Annotated in this window: 15 protein-coding genes; all 15 read left to right on the plus strand. The window is 46.7% G+C overall.

Annotation, left to right across the window (positions count from 1 at the left end; translation table 11 throughout):
* The first annotated feature begins 3 nt into the window (after positions 1-3).
* Positions 4-1,698 carry a proline--tRNA ligase gene (gene proS, locus NYE68_RS09105; RefSeq protein ID WP_007611460.1) on the plus strand — a complete coding sequence of 565 codons (1,695 nt, stop codon included), beginning with the start codon at positions 4-6 and terminating at the stop codon, positions 1,696-1,698.
* A gap of 111 nt (positions 1,699-1,809) precedes the next feature.
* Positions 1,810-6,123, plus strand: a complete 4,314-nt coding sequence (locus tag NYE68_RS09110) for a PolC-type DNA polymerase III (RefSeq protein ID WP_015417483.1) — start codon at positions 1,810-1,812, stop codon at positions 6,121-6,123.
* Between the two features lie 239 nt (positions 6,124-6,362).
* Complete coding sequence (gene rimP / locus NYE68_RS09115) at positions 6,363-6,833, plus strand: ribosome maturation factor RimP (RefSeq protein ID WP_007409801.1); 471 nt, start codon at positions 6,363-6,365, stop codon at positions 6,831-6,833.
* 39 nt (positions 6,834-6,872) lie between these two features.
* The gene (gene nusA, locus NYE68_RS09120; protein WP_003154195.1) at positions 6,873-7,994 is read left to right on the plus strand and encodes a transcription termination factor NusA; all 1,122 of its coding nucleotides are present in this window, start codon (positions 6,873-6,875) and stop codon (positions 7,992-7,994) included.
* Positions 7,995-8,007: 13 nt separating this feature from the next.
* Positions 8,008-8,283: a glucose-induced regulator RulR gene (rulR, locus tag NYE68_RS09125; RefSeq protein WP_003154193.1), complete on the plus strand. Its 276-nt coding sequence runs from the start codon at positions 8,008-8,010 to the stop codon at positions 8,281-8,283.
* A gap of 1 nt (position 8,284) precedes the next feature.
* Positions 8,285-8,587, plus strand: a complete 303-nt coding sequence (locus tag NYE68_RS09130; protein WP_003154192.1) for a YlxQ family RNA-binding protein — start codon at positions 8,285-8,287, stop codon at positions 8,585-8,587.
* Positions 8,588-8,606: 19 nt separating this feature from the next.
* Positions 8,607-10,757 (plus strand): translation initiation factor IF-2, encoded by a 2,151-nt coding sequence (gene infB / locus NYE68_RS09135; RefSeq protein WP_007611462.1) that lies wholly within the window; start codon positions 8,607-8,609, stop codon positions 10,755-10,757.
* Entirely contained in the window at positions 10,754-11,032 is a 279-nt protein-coding gene (locus NYE68_RS09140) for a DUF503 domain-containing protein (protein WP_003154188.1), read from the plus strand. Before infB ends, NYE68_RS09140 begins: the two co-directional genes overlap by 4 nt.
* A gap of 16 nt (positions 11,033-11,048) precedes the next feature.
* On the plus strand, positions 11,049-11,402 hold the full coding sequence (gene rbfA, locus NYE68_RS09145) for a 30S ribosome-binding factor RbfA (RefSeq protein WP_003154185.1): 354 nt from the start codon (positions 11,049-11,051) through the stop codon (positions 11,400-11,402).
* Between the two features lie 84 nt (positions 11,403-11,486).
* Positions 11,487-12,416: a tRNA pseudouridine(55) synthase TruB gene (gene truB / locus NYE68_RS09150; RefSeq protein ID WP_017417788.1), complete on the plus strand. Its 930-nt coding sequence runs from the start codon at positions 11,487-11,489 to the stop codon at positions 12,414-12,416.
* A 19-nt stretch (positions 12,417-12,435) separates the two neighbouring features.
* Positions 12,436-13,377: a bifunctional riboflavin kinase/FAD synthetase gene (ribF, locus tag NYE68_RS09155; protein ID WP_007611467.1), complete on the plus strand. Its 942-nt coding sequence runs from the start codon at positions 12,436-12,438 to the stop codon at positions 13,375-13,377.
* 165 nt (positions 13,378-13,542) lie between these two features.
* A complete protein-coding gene (gene rpsO / locus NYE68_RS09160; RefSeq protein WP_003154182.1) occupies positions 13,543-13,812 on the plus strand; it encodes a 30S ribosomal protein S15 in 270 nt (89 codons plus the stop codon).
* 174 nt (positions 13,813-13,986) lie between these two features.
* Entirely contained in the window at positions 13,987-16,110 is a 2,124-nt protein-coding gene (gene pnp, locus NYE68_RS09165) for a polyribonucleotide nucleotidyltransferase (protein ID WP_007611468.1), read from the plus strand.
* 112 nt (positions 16,111-16,222) lie between these two features.
* The gene (locus NYE68_RS09170; protein ID WP_015417486.1) at positions 16,223-17,182 is read left to right on the plus strand and encodes a polysaccharide deacetylase family protein; all 960 of its coding nucleotides are present in this window, start codon (positions 16,223-16,225) and stop codon (positions 17,180-17,182) included.
* Between the two features lie 39 nt (positions 17,183-17,221).
* Positions 17,222-18,457, plus strand: coding sequence for a pitrilysin family protein (locus NYE68_RS09175; protein WP_324635849.1), 1,236 nt, complete (start codon positions 17,222-17,224; stop codon positions 18,455-18,457).
* Positions 18,458-18,479: the final 22 nt, after the last annotated feature.

The raw sequence follows: 18,479 nt of genomic DNA on the forward strand, positions 1-18,479 counted from the left end.
GACATGAGACAAAGTTTGACGCTTATTCCGACCCTGAGAGAAGTGCCGGCTGATGCTGAAGCAAAAAGCCATAAGCTTCTGCTGAGAGCGGGATTTATCAGACAAAATACGAGCGGGGTTTACAGCTACATGCCCCTGGCTTACAGGGTCATTCAAAACATTCAGAAGATCGTGCGTGAAGAAATGGAAAAAATCAACGCGGTGGAAATGCTGATGCCGGCCCTTCAGCAGGCTGAAACATGGCAGGAATCAGGCAGGTGGTATACGTACGGGCCTGAATTAATGCGTCTGAAAGACCGCCACGGCCGTGAATTTGCTTTAGGCGCGACACATGAAGAAGTCATTACTTCTCTCGTGCGCGATGAGGTGAAATCTTATAAGCGTCTGCCGCTCACTCTTTACCAGATCCAGTCTAAATTCAGAGATGAAAAACGCCCGCGTTTCGGGTTATTGCGCGGACGCGAATTCATCATGAAAGATGCGTATTCTTTCCATGCTTCTGAAGAAAGTCTGGAGGAAACATACCAAAACATGTACGGCGCATACAGCAGCATTTTCGCACGCTGTGAATTAAACGTCCGTCCCGTTATTGCCGACTCGGGCGCGATGGGCGGAAAAGACACGCATGAATTTATGGCTCTTTCTGAAATAGGGGAAGATACCATCGCTTATTCTGATGGATCCTCTTACGCAGCCAATACGGAAATGGCGGAAGTTGTCATGAACAGCGAGCCGTCAGATGAAACACCCGAGGCATTGGAGAAAATTGATACGCCTAATGTCAAAAGCATTGAAGAGCTCGCTTCGTTCTTGCAGATCGAGCCGAGCGCCTGCATCAAATCAATGCTGTTTAAAGCTGATGACCGATTTGTTCTCGTGTTAGTAAGAGGCGATCATGAGGTCAATGACGTGAAAGTGAAAAACCTTCTGAACGCGGAAGTGGTTGAGCTTGCGTCTCATGAAGAAGTAGCCGAGAAACTTGGCACGGAGCCGGGATTTGCGGGGCCGATCGGCGCTGCCGGCGACATTGAGATTTATGCCGACCAAGCCGTGAAAGTAATGGTAAACGCTGTTAGCGGCGCGAATGAAAAAGACCGTCATTACCGAAACGTAAACATCGAACGTGACGCGTCAGTAAAAGCATATGCCGATCTTCGAATCATTCAGGAAGGCGATCCGTCACCTGACGGAAAAGGCACGATCCGTTTCGCTGAAGGGATTGAGGTCGGACAAGTCTTTAAACTCGGCACGCGTTACTCTGAAGCGATGAATGCGACATACCTTGATGAAAACGGGCGTGCGCAGCCGATGCTGATGGGATGTTACGGAATCGGCGTGTCCAGAACGCTTTCAGCCATCGCTGAACAGCATCACGACGAAAAAGGCTTGATCTGGCCGAAAAGCGTTGCTCCGTATGACCTTCATATTTTGGCGCTGAATATGAAAAACGAAGCGCAAAAAGAGCTTGCTGAACAGCTTTACGGCAAATTCCAGGCGGAAGGTTATGAGGTATTATACGATGACCGTGCTGAACGCGCAGGCGTGAAGTTTGCTGATTCTGATCTGATCGGCCTTCCGATCCGCATCACTGTCGGAAAACGTGCCGATGAAGGCATCGTAGAAGTGAAAATCCGCAAAACCGGTGAATCTGCCGAAGTTTCAGTGGATGAGCTTTCTGAATTTATCAAGACGAAGTAATCACCATAACGAATCATACAAAATCATGTTAAAATAGAGAAAAAAGAAGGTACCTCATCACCTGCGGAGGTACCTTCACTTATGATGTTTTAAGGGAGGGATACTGTCTGAATGGAACAGTTATCAGTAAACAGAAGACAGTTTCAGATTCTTCTGCAGCAGCTTAATATGACAGATGATACCTTCATGACATACTTTGAAGACGGAGAGATTGATAAACTGACAATCCATAAAGCAGAAAAAGCCTGGCATTTCCAATTTCGCTTTAAGGCTCTTTTGCCGTATCAAATATATGATTCATTCATGATGAGGTTAACACAATCGTTTGCTCACATCGCCCGTGTCACATCGTCTGTTCAGGTCATCGACCCTACAGTGACAGAGGAGCTTGTACAGGATTATTGGACACGCTGTATTGAAGAGCTTGAAGGAACCTCGCCGCCGATGGTGGCTCTTTTGAATCAGCAGAAGCCGAAGCTCAAGGGAAACAAACTGATCGTGAAAACAAAAACAGATACAGAAGCATCTGCGCTCAAAAATAAATACAGCGCACTGATTCAGCACAGCTACCGCCAATTCGGCTTTCCGGAACTGCAGCTGGATACCGAAATTTTCGTATCTGACCAAGAAGTCCAGAAATTCCGCGAGCAAAAGCTTGCTGAAGATCAGGAGCGGGCGATGCAGGCGCTTATCGAGATGGAGAAGAAGGAAAAAGAGGGCGATGAGGATCAGGCACCGTCCGGACCGCTTGTCATCGGCTATCAAATTAAAGAGAACGAAGAAATCCGGACGCTTGACAGCATCATGGATGAAGAAAGAAGAATTACGGTGCAGGGGTTTGTGTTTGATGCTGAAACACGCGAGCTGAAAAGCGGACGCACGCTCTGCATTTTCAAAATCACGGACTATACAAACAGCATTTTAGTAAAAATGTTCGCCAGAGAAAAAGAAGACGCCGCTTTGATGAAAACGCTGAAAAAAGGCATGTGGGTGAAGGCGCGGGGAAGCATTCAAAACGATACATTCGTCAGAGATCTCGTCATGATTGCAAATGACGTGAATGAAATAAAAGCCAAAACCCGTGAAGACACCGCTCCTGAAGGCGAAAAACGGGTTGAGCTTCATCTGCATTCTCCGATGAGCCAAATGGATGCTGTAACGGGCATCGGAAAGCTTGTCGAACAGGCGAAAAAATGGGGACATGAAGCGATTGCGTTAACTGATCATGCCGTTGTGCAGTCTTTCCCGGATGCCTATTCCGCCGCGAAAAAACACGGCATTAAAATGATTTACGGAATGGAAGCCAATATCGTAGATGACGGCGTTCCGATCGCATACAATCCAGCTCACCGTCTCCTGGAAGAAGACACATACGTTGTCTTTGACGTTGAAACGACAGGTCTGTCCGCAGTGTATGACACCATCATTGAGCTTGCCGCAGTCAAAATAAGAGGCGGAGAAATTATCGATAAATTCGAAGCGTTCGCCAATCCGCACCATCCGCTGTCAGCAACGACGATAGAGCTTACCGGGATTACGGACGACATGGTCCGCGACGCTCCCGATGTCGTTGACGTCGTCCGGGATTTTAAAGAATGGATCGGCGATGACGTGCTTGTGGCTCATAACGCCAGCTTTGATATGGGATTTTTAAATGTGGCGTACAAGCGTCTTTTGAAAACGGAAAAAGCGAAAAATCCGGTCATTGATACGCTGGAACTCGCGCGTTTCCTGTATCCTGAGTTTAAAAATCACCGCTTAAATACGTTATGTAAGAAGTTTGATATCGAATTAACCCAGCATCACCGAGCGGTTTTTGACGCTGAAGCAACGGGCTACCTGCTGTTGAAAATGCTCAAAGATGCCGCTGAAAAAGACATTTTTTATCATGATCAGCTGAATGAGAATATGGGACAATCCAATGCTTATCAGAGATCAAGACCTTATCACGCTACATTGCTTGCCGTAAATGAGACCGGCCTTAAAAATCTGTTTAAGCTCGTGTCCATTTCTCATATTCAATATTTCTACAGAGTGCCGCGCATTCCGAGGTCGCAGCTTAATAAATACAGAGAAGGTCTGTTAATCGGCTCTGCCTGTGACAGGGGTGAGGTCTTTGAAGGCATGATGCAAAAATCTCCTGAAGAGGTTGAAGATATCGCATCCTTCTATGATTATCTTGAAGTGCAGCCGCCGGAAGTATACAGACACCTTCTGCAGCTTGAGCTCGTCCGGGATGAAAAAGCGCTGAAAGAAATCATCGCCAACATTACGAAGCTCGGAGAAAAATTGAATAAGCCGGTCGTGGCTACGGGAAATGTCCACTATTTAAACGATGAGGATAAAATTTACCGGAAGATCTTAATATCTTCCCAAGGCGGCGCCAACCCGTTAAACAGACACGAACTGCCTAAAGTGCACTTCAGAACGACAGATGAAATGCTGGAGGCTTTCTCCTTCCTCGGTGCGGAAAAAGCGAAAGAAATCGTGGTTGACAATACGCAGAAAGTCGCTTCGATGGTCGATGAGATCAAACCGATCAAAGACGATCTGTACACGCCGAAAATTGACGGGGCTGATGAAGAAATCCGTGAAATGAGCTATCAGCGCGCCAGAAGCATTTACGGTGAAGAGCTTCCCGAAATTGTGGAAGCGAGAATAGAAAAAGAATTAAAAAGTATCATCGGTCATGGGTTCGCCGTTATTTATCTCATCTCTCATAAGCTTGTAAAACGGTCTCTGGATGACGGTTATCTCGTCGGCTCCCGGGGGTCCGTCGGTTCATCGCTTGTGGCGACCTTAACGGAAATCACTGAAGTGAACCCGCTCGCTCCGCACTATGTGTGCCCGAGCTGCCGATATTCCGAATTCTTTAATGACGGATCAGTCGGTTCCGGTTTTGACCTGCCGGATAAAAGCTGCCCGTCTTGCGGCACACCTTTGAAAAAGGACGGGCATGATATCCCGTTTGAAACGTTCTTAGGCTTTAAAGGTGACAAAGTACCCGATATCGACTTGAACTTCTCAGGTGAGTATCAGCCGCATGCCCATAACTACACGAAAGTATTGTTCGGTGAAGATAACGTGTATCGCGCTGGAACGATCGGCACCGTCGCGGAAAAGACGGCTTACGGATATGTGAAAGGCTATGCGGGCGACCACAACCTGCACATGCGCGGCGCGGAGATCGACCGTCTGGTGCAAGGCTGCACCGGGGTTAAGAGAACGACCGGCCAGCACCCGGGGGGGATTATCGTTGTCCCGGATTACATGGATATTTACGATTTTTCACCGATACAATTCCCGGCAGATGCGACGGGGTCTGAATGGAAAACGACTCATTTTGACTTCCACTCCATTCATGACAACCTGCTGAAGCTTGATATATTAGGGCACGATGATCCGACCGTCATCCGGATGCTCCAGGATTTAAGCGGAATTGATCCGAAGACGATTCCGACAGATGATCCGGAAGTTATGAAGATTTTCCAAGGTACAGAATCGCTCGGCGTTACTGAAGAGCAGATCGGCTGTAAAACGGGGACGCTCGGCATTCCTGAATTCGGGACGCGATTTGTGCGGCAGATGCTTGAGGATACGAAGCCGACGACGTTCTCCGAGCTTGTCCAGATTTCCGGGCTTTCTCACGGAACGGACGTATGGCTCGGCAATGCGCAGGAACTGATACACAACAATACGTGTGAACTGAGCGAAGTGATCGGCTGCCGTGATGACATTATGGTTTACTTGATCTATCAGGGCCTTGAGCCTTCACTGGCCTTTAAAATCATGGAATTCGTCCGTAAAGGCAAAGGCCTGACGCCGGAATGGGAAGAAGAAATGAAAAAGAACAATGTGCCGAACTGGTATATTGATTCATGCAAAAAAATCAAATACATGTTCCCGAAAGCTCACGCCGCCGCATACGTGCTGATGGCGGTGCGGATTGCCTATTTTAAAGTACATCACGCGCTTTTATATTATGCTGCGTATTTTACCGTCCGCGCAGATGACTTTGACATTGATACAATGATTAAAGGCTCGACCGCCATCAGAGCGGTGATGGATGATATCAGCTCTAAAGGGCTTGATGCTTCGCCGAAGGAGAAAAACCTCCTTACCGTGTTAGAGCTTGCGCTTGAAATGTGTGAGCGCGGCTATTCCTTCCAGAAGGTCGATCTATACCGTTCGAGCGCTTCGGAATTTATCATTGACGGCAACAGTCTCATCCCGCCGTTCAACTCAATTCCGGGACTCGGAACCAACGCCGCTCTCAATATTGTGAAAGCGCGGAAAGAAGGGGAGTTCCTTTCAAAAGAGGATCTTCAAAAACGAGGAAAAGTGTCAAAAACCATTTTAGAGTATTTAGACCGTCACGGCTGTCTTGAGTCGCTTCCGGACCAAAATCAGCTGTCTCTGTTTTAAGCTTTGTGCACAGCCTCCGAGCGGAGTTTGATTTGCATTAAATATATGGTTATGGTATAGTTTTATTGGAAATGCTAACGATTACCGAGGCAAAGAGTGGGGAAACCCGCTCTTTTGTATTGAACAGGCAATTTTGCCTCGACATGTCCATCGTTTTCTCAATGCCCCTGCTCTTTTGAAGCAGGGTTTTTATGCAGAGGAACGGCTGATATGATATCGACAGCACAAGGAGGAAAAACATGAGCAAAAAAGTGACTGATACCGTTCAAGAAATGGCTCAGCCCATACTGGATGACCTTCAGCTTGAACTCGTAGACATTGAATTTGTCAAAGAGGGTCAAAACTGGTTCCTTCGCGTGTTTATTGATTCCGAGAACGGTGTTGATATTGAGGAGTGCGCCAAAGTCAGCGAAGCGTTAAGCGAAAAGCTGGATGAGGCCGATCCGATCACCCAGAACTACTTTCTTGAAGTATCTTCTCCTGGAGCCGAGCGTCCATTAAAGAAAAAAGCCGACTTCGAAAAATCACTGGGCAAAAATGTGTACATGAAAACGTACGAACCGATTGACGGTTTAAAAGTGTTTGAAGGCAAATTGGCTGAATTCGATGGACAAACTGTTACAATAGAGATGACGGTCAAAACAAGAAAGAAACGGGTCAATATTCCGTATGAAAAAATAGCTAACGCAAGATTAGCTGTAACATTTTAATGAATGAAGTATTAGTGTTTAAGGGGGGAGACCGCTAACATGAGCAGTGAACTATTAGATGCTCTCACTATTCTTGAAAAAGAAAAAGGCATCAGTAAAGACATTATCATCGAAGCAATTGAAGCTGCCTTAATTTCCGCGTATAAGCGAAATTTTAACCAGGCGCAAAACGTACGGGTCGATCTGAACCGTGAGACGGGCACGATCCGCGTGTTCGCAAGAAAGGATGTCGTAGACGAGGTATACGATTCAAGACTTGAAATCTCGCTTGACGACGCCCAGCACATCCATCCGAACTACCTTGTCGGAGATGTCGTTGAAATAGAAGTAACGCCGAAAGACTTCGGCCGCATTGCTGCGCAGACGGCGAAACAAGTGGTGACGCAGCGTGTCCGTGAAGCTGAGCGCGGCGTGATTTACTCAGAATTTATCGATCGTGAAGAAGACATCATGACGGGAATTGTACAGCGCTTAGACAGCAAGTTTATTTACGTGTCTCTCGGCAAGATTGAAGCGCTGCTGCCCGTCAATGAACAAATGCCGAATGAGAGCTATAAACCGCACGATCGGATTAAAGTATTTATCACAAAGGTCGAAAAAACGACAAAAGGGCCTCAGATCTATGTATCAAGAACGCATCCTGGTCTGTTGAAGCGTCTTTTTGAAATCGAAGTGCCGGAAATTTATGACGGAACGGTCGAACTGAAATCCGTTGCCAGAGAAGCGGGCGACCGCTCTAAAATCTCCGTCCGCACTGATGATCCTGACGTTGATCCGGTCGGTTCATGCGTCGGTCCTAAAGGCCAGCGCGTGCAGGCGATCGTCAATGAACTGAAAGGCGAAAAAATTGATATCGTCAACTGGTCTGACGATCCGGTTGAATTTGTTGCCAATGCGCTCAGCCCGTCTAAAGTGCTGGATGTCATCGTCAGCGAAGAAGAAAAAGCCACGACTGTCATCGTTCCTGATTACCAGCTTTCTCTGGCAATCGGAAAAAGAGGGCAAAACGCCCGCTTAGCTGCGAAACTGACAGGCTGGAAAATCGATATCAAAAGTGAAACGGATGCAAGAGACCTTGGCATCTATCCGAGAGAGCATGAAGAAGATGACGATTTAGAGCCGCTCTTTATGGAGCCTGAAACAGCCGAATCGGATGAATAAGAGGTGACTTTAGGTGAATAAGCGAAAAAAAATTCCTCTGCGCAAATGCGTGGTAACGGGGGAAATGAAGCCTAAAAAGGAACTGATCCGAATTGTCCGTTCTAAAGAAGGAGAGATTTCAGTCGATCCGACCGGAAAGAAGAACGGGCGGGGTGCCTATATCACCCTTGAGAAAGAATGCATCTTAGCTGCGAAAAAGAAAAACACATTGCAAAATCAATTTCAATCACAAATCGATGACCAGATTTTCGAAGAATTGCTGGAACTGGCGGAAAAGGTGAAAAAATAACATGTCTGGAATGGAATGGTTTCCCTTGCTGGGTCTGGCCAATCGAGCTCGTAAGGTCGTGTCGGGCGAGGACTTGGTTATAAAAGAAATTAGAAATGCGCGTGCAAAACTTGTTCTGCTGACAGAAGATGCATCTGCGAATACTGCAAAAAAAGTATCCGATAAATGCAATTATTATAAAGTGCCTTATAAAAAAGTCGAAAGCCGCGCTGATCTCGGCCGCTCTATCGGCAAGGAATCACGTGTCGTTGTCGCCGTCACTGACCAAGGTTTTGCGAATAAGCTGATCAGCTTGCTCGATTAATATTTTTGGGGGTGAACGAATGGCTAAAATGAGAGTTTACGAATATGCAAAAGCCATCAATGTTTCAAGTAAGGAAATTTTGACTGCGCTGAAAAACATGGATATAGTAGTAAATAACCATATGGCAATGCTTGAAGAAAAGACCATTAAGCAGCTTGATGCGAAATTTAAAAAAGGCGGCGCCGGCGTTACATCTCAGAAGCCTGCGGAAACGAACAAAAACAAGCCGCAAGGGATTAATCAGCAGCCTGCTGGGAATCAACCAAACAAAATTCGAGACGGAAAGAAGAATGACGTGCAGAATAATCAATTTAACAAAAACAAGAAGAATAACAACAACAACAAAAACAAAAACAAACGCAATCATAACAACAAAAATCAGTATCAGCAAAAACCGCTGAAGCCGAAAAAAGAGCTTCCTGAGAAAATTACGTTTTCCGGCTCTTTAACAGTCGGAGCTTTAGCCGAGGAACTGGGCAAAGAGCCGTCTGAACTCATTAAAAAATTGATGCTTCTGGGCGTAATGGCTACCATTAACCAGGAGCTTGACAAAGACACAATCGAACTGATCGCATCTGAATACGGTGTAGAAACAGAAGAAGTGATTGTGCTTGAAGAAACTGAGCTTGAAAAATATGAAGAGGCTGACAAAGAAGAAGATCTTCAAATCCGTCCGCCTGTCGTGACGATCATGGGCCACGTTGACCACGGGAAAACGACCCTCCTTGACAGCATCAGAAAAACAAAAGTTGTTGAAGGTGAAGCCGGCGGAATCACCCAGCATATCGGGGCTTACCAGATCGAAGAAAACGGCAAAAAAATCACGTTCTTAGATACTCCGGGACACGCGGCGTTCACAACAATGCGTGCGCGCGGTGCGGAAGTAACTGATATTACCATTTTAGTCGTAGCGGCTGATGACGGCGTTATGCCGCAGACAGTCGAAGCCATCAACCATGCGAAAGCGGCTGAGGTTCCGATTATCGTTGCCGTGAATAAAGTGGATAAAGAAAGCGCGAACCCTGACCGTGTCATGCAGGAGCTGACTGAATACGGACTCGTTCCTGAAGCATGGGGAGGAGAAACGATTTTCGTTCCTCTGTCCGCTCTTACAGGCAAGGGAATTGACGAGCTTGTCGAAATGATTCTGCTTGTCAGTGAAGTGGAAGAGCTGAAAGCCAATCCGAACCGTCAGGCAAAAGGAACGGTTATTGAAGCTGAGCTCGATAAAGGAAGAGGATCTGTCGCGACACTTCTCGTTCAAACGGGAACATTGAATGTCGGAGATCCGATCGTTGTCGGAAATACATTCGGCCGCGTGCGGGCCATGGTCAATGATCTCGGCCGCCGCGTGAAAACAGCCGGACCGTCCACACCTGTAGAAATCACGGGCTTAAACGACGTACCGCAGGCTGGCGATCAATTCCTCGTCTTTAAAGACGAAAAAACAGCCCGTTCTGTCGGTGAAGCACGCGCTTCCAAGCAACTGGAAGAACAGCGCAGCGACAAAGCGAAGCTGAGCCTCGATGATCTGTTTGAACAAATTAAACAAGGCGATGTCAAAGACATCAATTTAATCGTAAAAGCTGACGTTCAAGGTTCAGCCGAAGCGTTAACAGCCGCTCTTCAAAAAATTGAAGTAGAAGGCGTAAAAGTGAAAATCATTCACACAGGCGTCGGTGCGATTACGGAATCAGACATCATTCTCGCATCTGCTTCAAATGCAATCGTTATCGGGTTTAATGTGCGCCCAGACGGAAATGCTAAGAGCACGGCTGAAGCTGAAAATGTAGATATCCGTCTTCACCGTATCATTTACAAAGTCATCGAAGAAATTGAAGCGGCGATGAAAGGAATGCTTGATCCTGAATACGAAGAAAAAGTCATCGGTCAGGTTGAAGTGCGCCAAACATTCAAAGTGTCGAAAATCGGCACGATTGCCGGCGGATATGTAACAGACGGCCACATTACACGTGACAGCGGACTCCGCCTGATCCGTGACGGCGTCGTTATCTTCGAAGGCGAAGTAGACGTTCTGAAACGCTTCAAAGATGATGTGAAAGAAGTTTCACAAGGATATGAATGTGGTATTACAATTAAGAAATACAATGACATTCGCGAAGGCGACATCATTGAAGCGTATGTCATGCAGGAAATCGAAAGAAAGTGATCGGATTTGCGGAATGTGAATGCATCATTTATGATGCGGGATCATTAAAGGAGAAACGAGCCGTTCTGAAGCGGATTATAACGAGGGTTCAGAATAAGTTCAACGTGTCGGCCGCAGAAATCGGCTATCAGGACACTTGGCAGCGGACCAGCTTCGGAATCGCCGTCGTCTCCTCCTCTCACGTTCAGGCGGAAAAGGAGATCCAGCGCGTACTCGCGTTTATTGACTCCTTTCCCGAAATAGAACGGACGATCACTAGAACAGAGTGGTTTTAACTTAGAGGTGATTGAATTGAGTATGAGAGCAAACCGTGTCGGCGAGCAGATGAAAAAAGAGCTCGGGGATATTATCAGCCGAAAGCTGAAAGACCCGAGAATCGGATTTCTCACTGTAACAGACGTACGTGTTTCAGGTGATTTACAAATAGCGAAGGTGTATATCTCCGTTCTCGGCGGAGAGAAAAAGAAAGAGGAGGCGCTGAAAGGGCTTGAGAAAGCGAAAGGGTTTATCCGTTCCGAAATCGGCAGCCGAATCAGACTCCGCAAAACGCCTGAGCTTGAATTTGAATTTGATGAATCAATTGAGTACGGCAATCGTATTGAAACATTGATTCACGAACTGCATTCAGATAAACCGTCTGAATAACAAGGAAAGAGGATGGGCGAGTGTCGTCTGTCCTCTTTTCTGCGTTTTACGGGATACAATTGATAACAAAGGAGCGAAAGACATATGGTTAACGGAGTTCTCCTTTTACATAAACCGGTCGGCATGACTTCTCACGACTGTGTAATGAAAATAAGAAAACTGTTAAAAACAAAGAAAGTCGGACATACGGGAACGCTTGATCCGGAAGTGTCAGGCGTACTGCCGATCTGTGTCGGACGGGCCACAAAGATTGTTGAGTACGTCACCGACAAGTCAAAAACGTACGATGCTGAGATCACTCTCGGCTTCTCCACATCGACCGAAGACCAGACTGGAGAAACGGTCAGCGTAAAACCTGTCAAGGAGCCGCTGAAAGAAGCGGATATCAAAGCCGTTTTAGACGAACTGAAGGGACCGCAGGAGCAAGTGCCGCCGATGTATTCCGCTGTAAAGGTCAACGGGAAAAAGCTCTATGAATACGCCAGAGCCGGTATTGAAGTGGAGCGGCCGAAGCGGAATATCACGATTGAAGATATCGCGCTCACTTCCCCTGTCACTTATAAAGAAGACACAGCATCATTCCGCTTTACAGTCACGTGCTCAAAGGGCACTTACGTCAGAACATTGGCGGTGACAATCGGTGAAAAACTCGGCTATCCCGCGCATATGTCGCATCTCATCCGCACCGCTTCCGGTGATTTCAGTCTTGATGAGTGTTTCACGTTTGAGGAACTTGAACAGCAGGTTTCAGACGGCACGGTTGCAGAGCATGCCGTGCCGATTGAAAGAGCGCTCAATCATTTGCCGAAATGGGTCATAAGTGATACATTAGCTAAGAAAGCTGAAAACGGGTCAGTGTTTGACATCCCGGCGGAATTTTCTGCAATGACAGCTGACGCCCGTATAGCGGTCTGTACTGAAGACGGAGAATGTGTGGCCATTTATATGCCGCATCCTTCAAAAAAAGGACTGCTGAAACCGGCTAAAGTGCTCATGCAAAAAAGCGAACAATAAGAAAAAAGGTGACCGTTCTGTGAAGACGATACATATTTCTCATCCGCATCATTTACAAAAAGAAGAGCAGCCGGCGTCTGTCATGGCGCTCGGCTACTTTGACGGCGTTCATTTGGGACACCGGAAAGTAATCGGAACAGCCAGACAAATTGCCGAAGAAAAAGGCCTGTCGCTGGCCGTTATGACGTTTCATCCCCACCCTTCCCATGTGTTGGGCAGGGACAAAGAGCCAAAGGATCTGATTACGCCGCTTGAAGATAAAATCAGCCAGATCGGGCGTTTAGGCGCTGATGTGCTGTATGTCGTAAAGTTTGATGAAGCGTTTGCGTCTCTGTCTCCAAAACAGTTTGCTGAGGAGTATATTTTAGGGTTAAACGCGCGGCACGCTGTGGGAGGCTTCGATTTTACGTACGGAAAATACGGAAAAGGCACGATGGAGACGCTGCCGGACGATTTAAACGGCAAGGCCGGATGCACGACTGTCGAGAAACAGACCGAGCAGGACAGAAAGATCAGCTCCACTTATATCCGGTCAGCGCTGCAGGATGGTGACGTTGAACTTGCGCACACTCTTCTCGGCCAGCCGTATTTTATCCGGGGCACTGTGATTCACGGAGACAAAAGAGGCCGCACCATCGGTTTTCCGACCGCGAATGTCGGCCTGCACAACAGTTATATCGTGCCGCCGACAGGCGTGTATGCAGTGAAAGCCGAAATAAAAGGCGAGGTGTATGAAGGCGTCTGCAACATCGGCTACAAACCGACCTTTTATGAAAAGCGTCCCGATCAGCCGTCAATTGAAGTACATTTGTTTAATTTTCAGCAGGATGTATACGGAGAAGACGTTAAAATCGAGTGGTACAAACGAATCCGAAGCGAACGGAAGTTTAACGGCATCGATGAACTGACGGCTCAGATCGGGAAAGACAAACAAGAAGCGATCCGTTTTTTCAGCAAATAACGGAAAAAACATCAAAAGTACACAAATTTTCTTCTAAAAGATTTGCATATGGGCGCGATTTTTAGTATCATATGTTTCGTAGTCTTAAAACCATTGCTTGGCAATCCGAAGTCACCGACGGTTGCTAGGTAACTGGGGCTAATTATGATATGGAGGTGAAACAGGATGGCAATTACTCAAGAGCGTAAAAATCAACTCATCAGCGAGTTCAAAACACACGAATCTGATACTGGATCTCCAGAAGTTCAGATCGCTATCCTAACAGACTCAATTAACAACTTGAACGAGCATTTGCGTACTCACAAGAAAGATCACCACTCACGTCGCGGTCTTCTTAAAATGGTAGGTAAACGTCGTAATCTTCTTACGTATCTGCGTAATAAAGACGTAACTCGTTACCGTGAGTTAATTAACAAACTAGGCTTACGTCGATAATCGTAAAAAGCGGGAGGATTCCCGCTTTTTTATCGTATTAAAGCGAAAAAAATAATAATAAAAAAACAATGAAATCCTTTTACATACTACTTTGACATTGATATGTTCAATTCATTTCGTTCATAATAGGAGTAATTGATTATTTCACACATTAAGAGAGGAGCTCGTAATCGAATGGGACAAGAGAAACATGTCTTTACCATAGATTGGGCCGGCAGACAGCTTACAGTAGAAGCCGGCCAGCTTGCCAAACAGGCAAACGGCGCTGTCATGGTCCGCTACGGCGATACTGCAGTGCTCAGCACAGCAACCGCATCAAAAGAACCGAAACCGCTAGATTTTTTCCCGCTTACCGTTAACTATGAAGAAAGATTATACGCAGTAGGTAAAATTCCGGGCGGTTTTATTAAAAGAGAAGGCCGTCCAAGTGAAAAGGCCGTTTTAGCCAGCCGTCTGATCGACCGTCCGATCCGCCCGCTTTTCGCAGACGGATTCCGTAACGAAGTACAGGTCATCAGCATTGTCATGAGTGTTGATCAGGACTGCTCATCTGAAATGGCTGCAATGTTCGGTTCATCACTCGCTCTTTGCGTTTCCGATATCCCGTTTGAAGGCCCGATCGCGGGTGTGACGGTAGGCCGCATTGACGGGAAATTCGTCATCAATCCGACGGTTGACCAGCTTGAAAAAAGTGATATCAACCTCATCGTTGCAGGCACAAAAGACGCCATCAACATGGTGGAAGCCGGAGCGGATGAAGTTCCTGAAGAAATCATGCTTGAGGCGATTATGTTCGGTCACGAAGAAATTAAGCGCCTGATCGCATTCCAAGAAGAAATCGTCGCAGCAGTCGGCAAAGAGAAAACAGAAATCGAACTGTATGAAATTGACGAAGAGCTCAGCGAAAAAGTAAAAAGCCTTGCGGAGCCGGATCTTCTCAGCGCCATTCAGGTTCACGAAAAACATGCTCGCGAAGACGCGATCAATGAAGTGAAAAATGCAGTTGTCGCGAAATTCGAAGAAGAAGAGCATGATGAAGATACGATTAAAAAAGTGAAACAGACACTGTCTAAACTCGTGAAAAACGAAGTGCGCCGTTTGATCACAGAAGAAAAAGTCCGTCCGGACGGCCGCGGCGTTGATCAAATCCGCCCGCTTTCTTCAGAAGTCGGCCTTCTGCCGAGAACGCATGGCTCCGGGCTGTTTACGCGAGGACAGACGCAGGCGCTCAGCGTTTGTACATTAGGCGCCCTTGGGGACGTTCAGATTCTTGACGGTTTAGGCGTGGAAGAATCAAAACGCTTTATGCATCATTATAACTTCCCGCAGTTCAGCGTAGGGGAGACAGGCCCGATGCGCGGACCGGGACGCCGTGAGATCGGTCACGGTGCTCTTGGAGAGCGTGCGCTTGAGCCGGTCATTCCGAATGAAAAAGACTTCCCGTATACGGTCCGCCTCGTATCCGAAGTGCTTGAATCAAACGGTTCCACTTCACAGGCCAGCATTTGCGCGAGCACGCTTGCCATGATGGACGCAGGTGTTCCGATTAAAGCCCCTGTTGCGGGTATCGCGATGGGACTTGTGAAATCAGGCGAGTACTATACGGTATTAACGGATATTCAAGGGATGGAAGACGCCCTCGGTGACATGGACTTTAAAGTAGCCGGCACGGAAAAAGGCGTGACAGCGCTGCAAATGGACATTAAAATTGAAGGCCTTTCAAGAGAAATTCTTGAAGAAGCGCTTCAGCAGGCGAAAAAAGGAAGAATGGAAATCTTGAACAGCATGCTCAGCACGCTTGGTGAATCAAGAAAAGAACTTTCTCAATATGCGCCGAAAATTTTAACGATGAACATTAATCCGGATAAAATCCGTGACGTTATCGGACCGAGCGGTAAACAAATCAACAAAATCATTGAAGATACCGGTGTTAAAATTGACATTGAACAAGACGGCACCATCTTTATTTCTTCTACTGATGAAAGCAGCAACCAAAAAGCGAAAAAAATCATCGAAGATCTTGTCAGAGAAGTCGAAGTCGGCCAGCTTTACCTCGGTAAAGTCAAACGGATTGAGAAATTCGGCGCTTTTGTTGAAATCTTCAGCGGAAAAGACGGTCTCGTTCACATCTCTGAACTAGCGCTCGAACGGGTCGGCAAGGTTGAGGATGTTGTGAAAATCGGTGACGAAATCCTTGTGAAGGTAACTGAAATTGACAAACAGGGACGAGTGAATCTGTCGCGTAAAGCAGTGCTGCGCGAAGAGAAAGAAAAAGAACAGGAACAACAACAATCTTAAATGAAAACCTAACAAGGAGCCTGGGAGACCCGGCTTCTTTATTTTGAGAAAGACAACAGACGGGTTCTACCTTGTCCTCCTCATACATAATGTGTGGTGAGGGGGGAAGGACATGTTGAAAAAATTCGTGCCGTTTGCCGTTTTTTTATTTCTTTTTTTTGTTTCGTTTGAAATGTTAAAAAATCCGTATACAGTTGATTACATAGACGCAATGAAAAAAGACGCTGTAACTGTGTCAGCATCAAAAGATCCGCTCTATGAAGAATTACTGCAAAAAGCGTCAGAGTATGAAGTGAAGCCGCAAGACGCGCGGATTGATAAAATATGGAAGAGTATACCGGGATATAACGGTTTAAAAGTCAATGTGGAAAAATCCTATAAACAAATGAAAAAGGACGGAGAATTTCACGAAGACGGCCTTGTCTATGAGCAGGTAAAACCGAAAGTCCATCTTGATTCTCTCGCGCCCGAACCTATTTATAAAGGAAATCCCGACAAACCGATGGTCGCTTTCCTGATAAATGTCGCCTGGGGAAATGAATACGTGGAGCAAATGCTGCCTATTCTGAAGCAGCACCAGGTCAAAGCAACTTTCTTTCTTGAAGGGAAATGGCTGAAAAACAATCAGGAACTGGGGAAAAAAATAGCGGCAGACGGACATGAAATCGGAAATCATTCATACAATCACCCTGATATGAGCAAACTGACTTCAGGAAGCATTTCCGAACAGCTTGACAAAACCAATGCACAAATCAGCGAGACGCTCGGCATGAAGCCGAAATGGTTTGCGCCGCCAAGCGGCAGCTTCAGAAAAGCCGTGGTCGACCTTGCGGCGGAAAAAGGAATGGGCACCATCATGTGGACCGTTGACACCATTGACTGGCAAAAACCGTCTCCCGCTGTTTTACAAACAAGGGTGTTGAGCAAAATACATAACGGAGCCATGATTTTAATGCATCCGACTGATCCGACTGCGAAAAGCCTGGATACACTGATTGCAAAAATCAAAGAAAAAGGCTACGCGCTCGGCTCAGTGTCTGACTTAATGGATGAAAACAGGCTGATGAAGTAGCAGGCGGCAGTTGCCTGTCTTTGAATAGGAGGAACAGACTTGATAAAACGCTATACATGCCAAAACGGTGTAAGAGTTGTGCTTGAAAATAATCCAACGGTGCGGTCTGTGGCAATCGGCGTCTGGATCGGGACGGGGTCACGTCATGAAACGCCGGATACAAACGGTATTTCGCACTTTCTTGAGCATATGTTTTTTAAAGGAACAAATACCAGATCCGCACGGGAAATCGCAGAATCCTTCGATCGGATAGGCGGCCAAGTGAATGCCTTCACTTCAAAAGAATATACGTGCTATTACGCCAAAGTTCTGGATGAGCATGCAAACTACGCACTTGATGTGCTGGCTGATATGTTCTTTCATTCTGCTTTTGACGAAGATGAGCTCAAAAAAGAAAAGAACGTCGTATATGAAGAAATCAAAATGTATGAAGACGCGCCGGATGACATTGTCCACGATCTGCTGAGCAAAGCGACATACGGCAATCATTCGCTCGGCTACCCGATTCTCGGGACGGAGGAAACGCTTTCGTCATTTAACGGCGATTCTCTCAGACAGCATATGGATGCCTTTTACACGCCGGACCGCGTCGTCATTTCTGTCGCCGGAAATGTAACGGAACAATTCATTAAAGACGTGGAGAAATGGTTCGGTACATACGAAGCGAAGGGCAAAGCAAGCGGCATCAGCGAGCCTGAGTTTCATTATGAAAAGCTGACCAGAAAAAAAGACACCGAACAGGCGCATCTCTGTCTCGGTTTCAAAGGCCTGAAAGTCGGAGATCCGGACATTTACGATTTGATCGTCTTAAACAACGTGCTGGGCGGAAGCATGAGCAGCCGTCTTTTCCAGGATGTGCGCGAAGATAAAGGACTGGCCTATTCTGTATACAGCTATCACAGTTCCTATGAAGACAGCGGTATGCTGACGATTTACGGAGGCACCGGCGCGAATCAGCTCGGACTTCTGTCTGAAACCATTCAGGAAACGTTATCGGTTCTAAAACGTGACGGTATCACCCCGAAAGAGCTGGAAAACAGCAAAGAGCAAATGAAGGGGAGCTTAATGCTCAGCTTAGAGAGCACAAACAGCAAAATGAGCCGGAACGGGAAAAACGAACTCCTGCTCGGAAAGCATAAGACCATGGATGAAATTATCACTGAATTAAATGCGGTCAGCCTGGAAAGCGTCAACGGCCTCAGCCGCCGCTTATTTACGGATGATTACGCACTATCGCTCATCAGCCCGACCGGCAATATGCCGGCTTCATCTTAAGCGGAAAAGCAGTCTGCCTCTA

This window comes from Bacillus sp. FSL R5-0447, from assembly GCF_038606125.1.
Lineage (GTDB): Bacteria > Bacillota > Bacilli > Bacillales > Bacillaceae > Bacillus > Bacillus velezensis.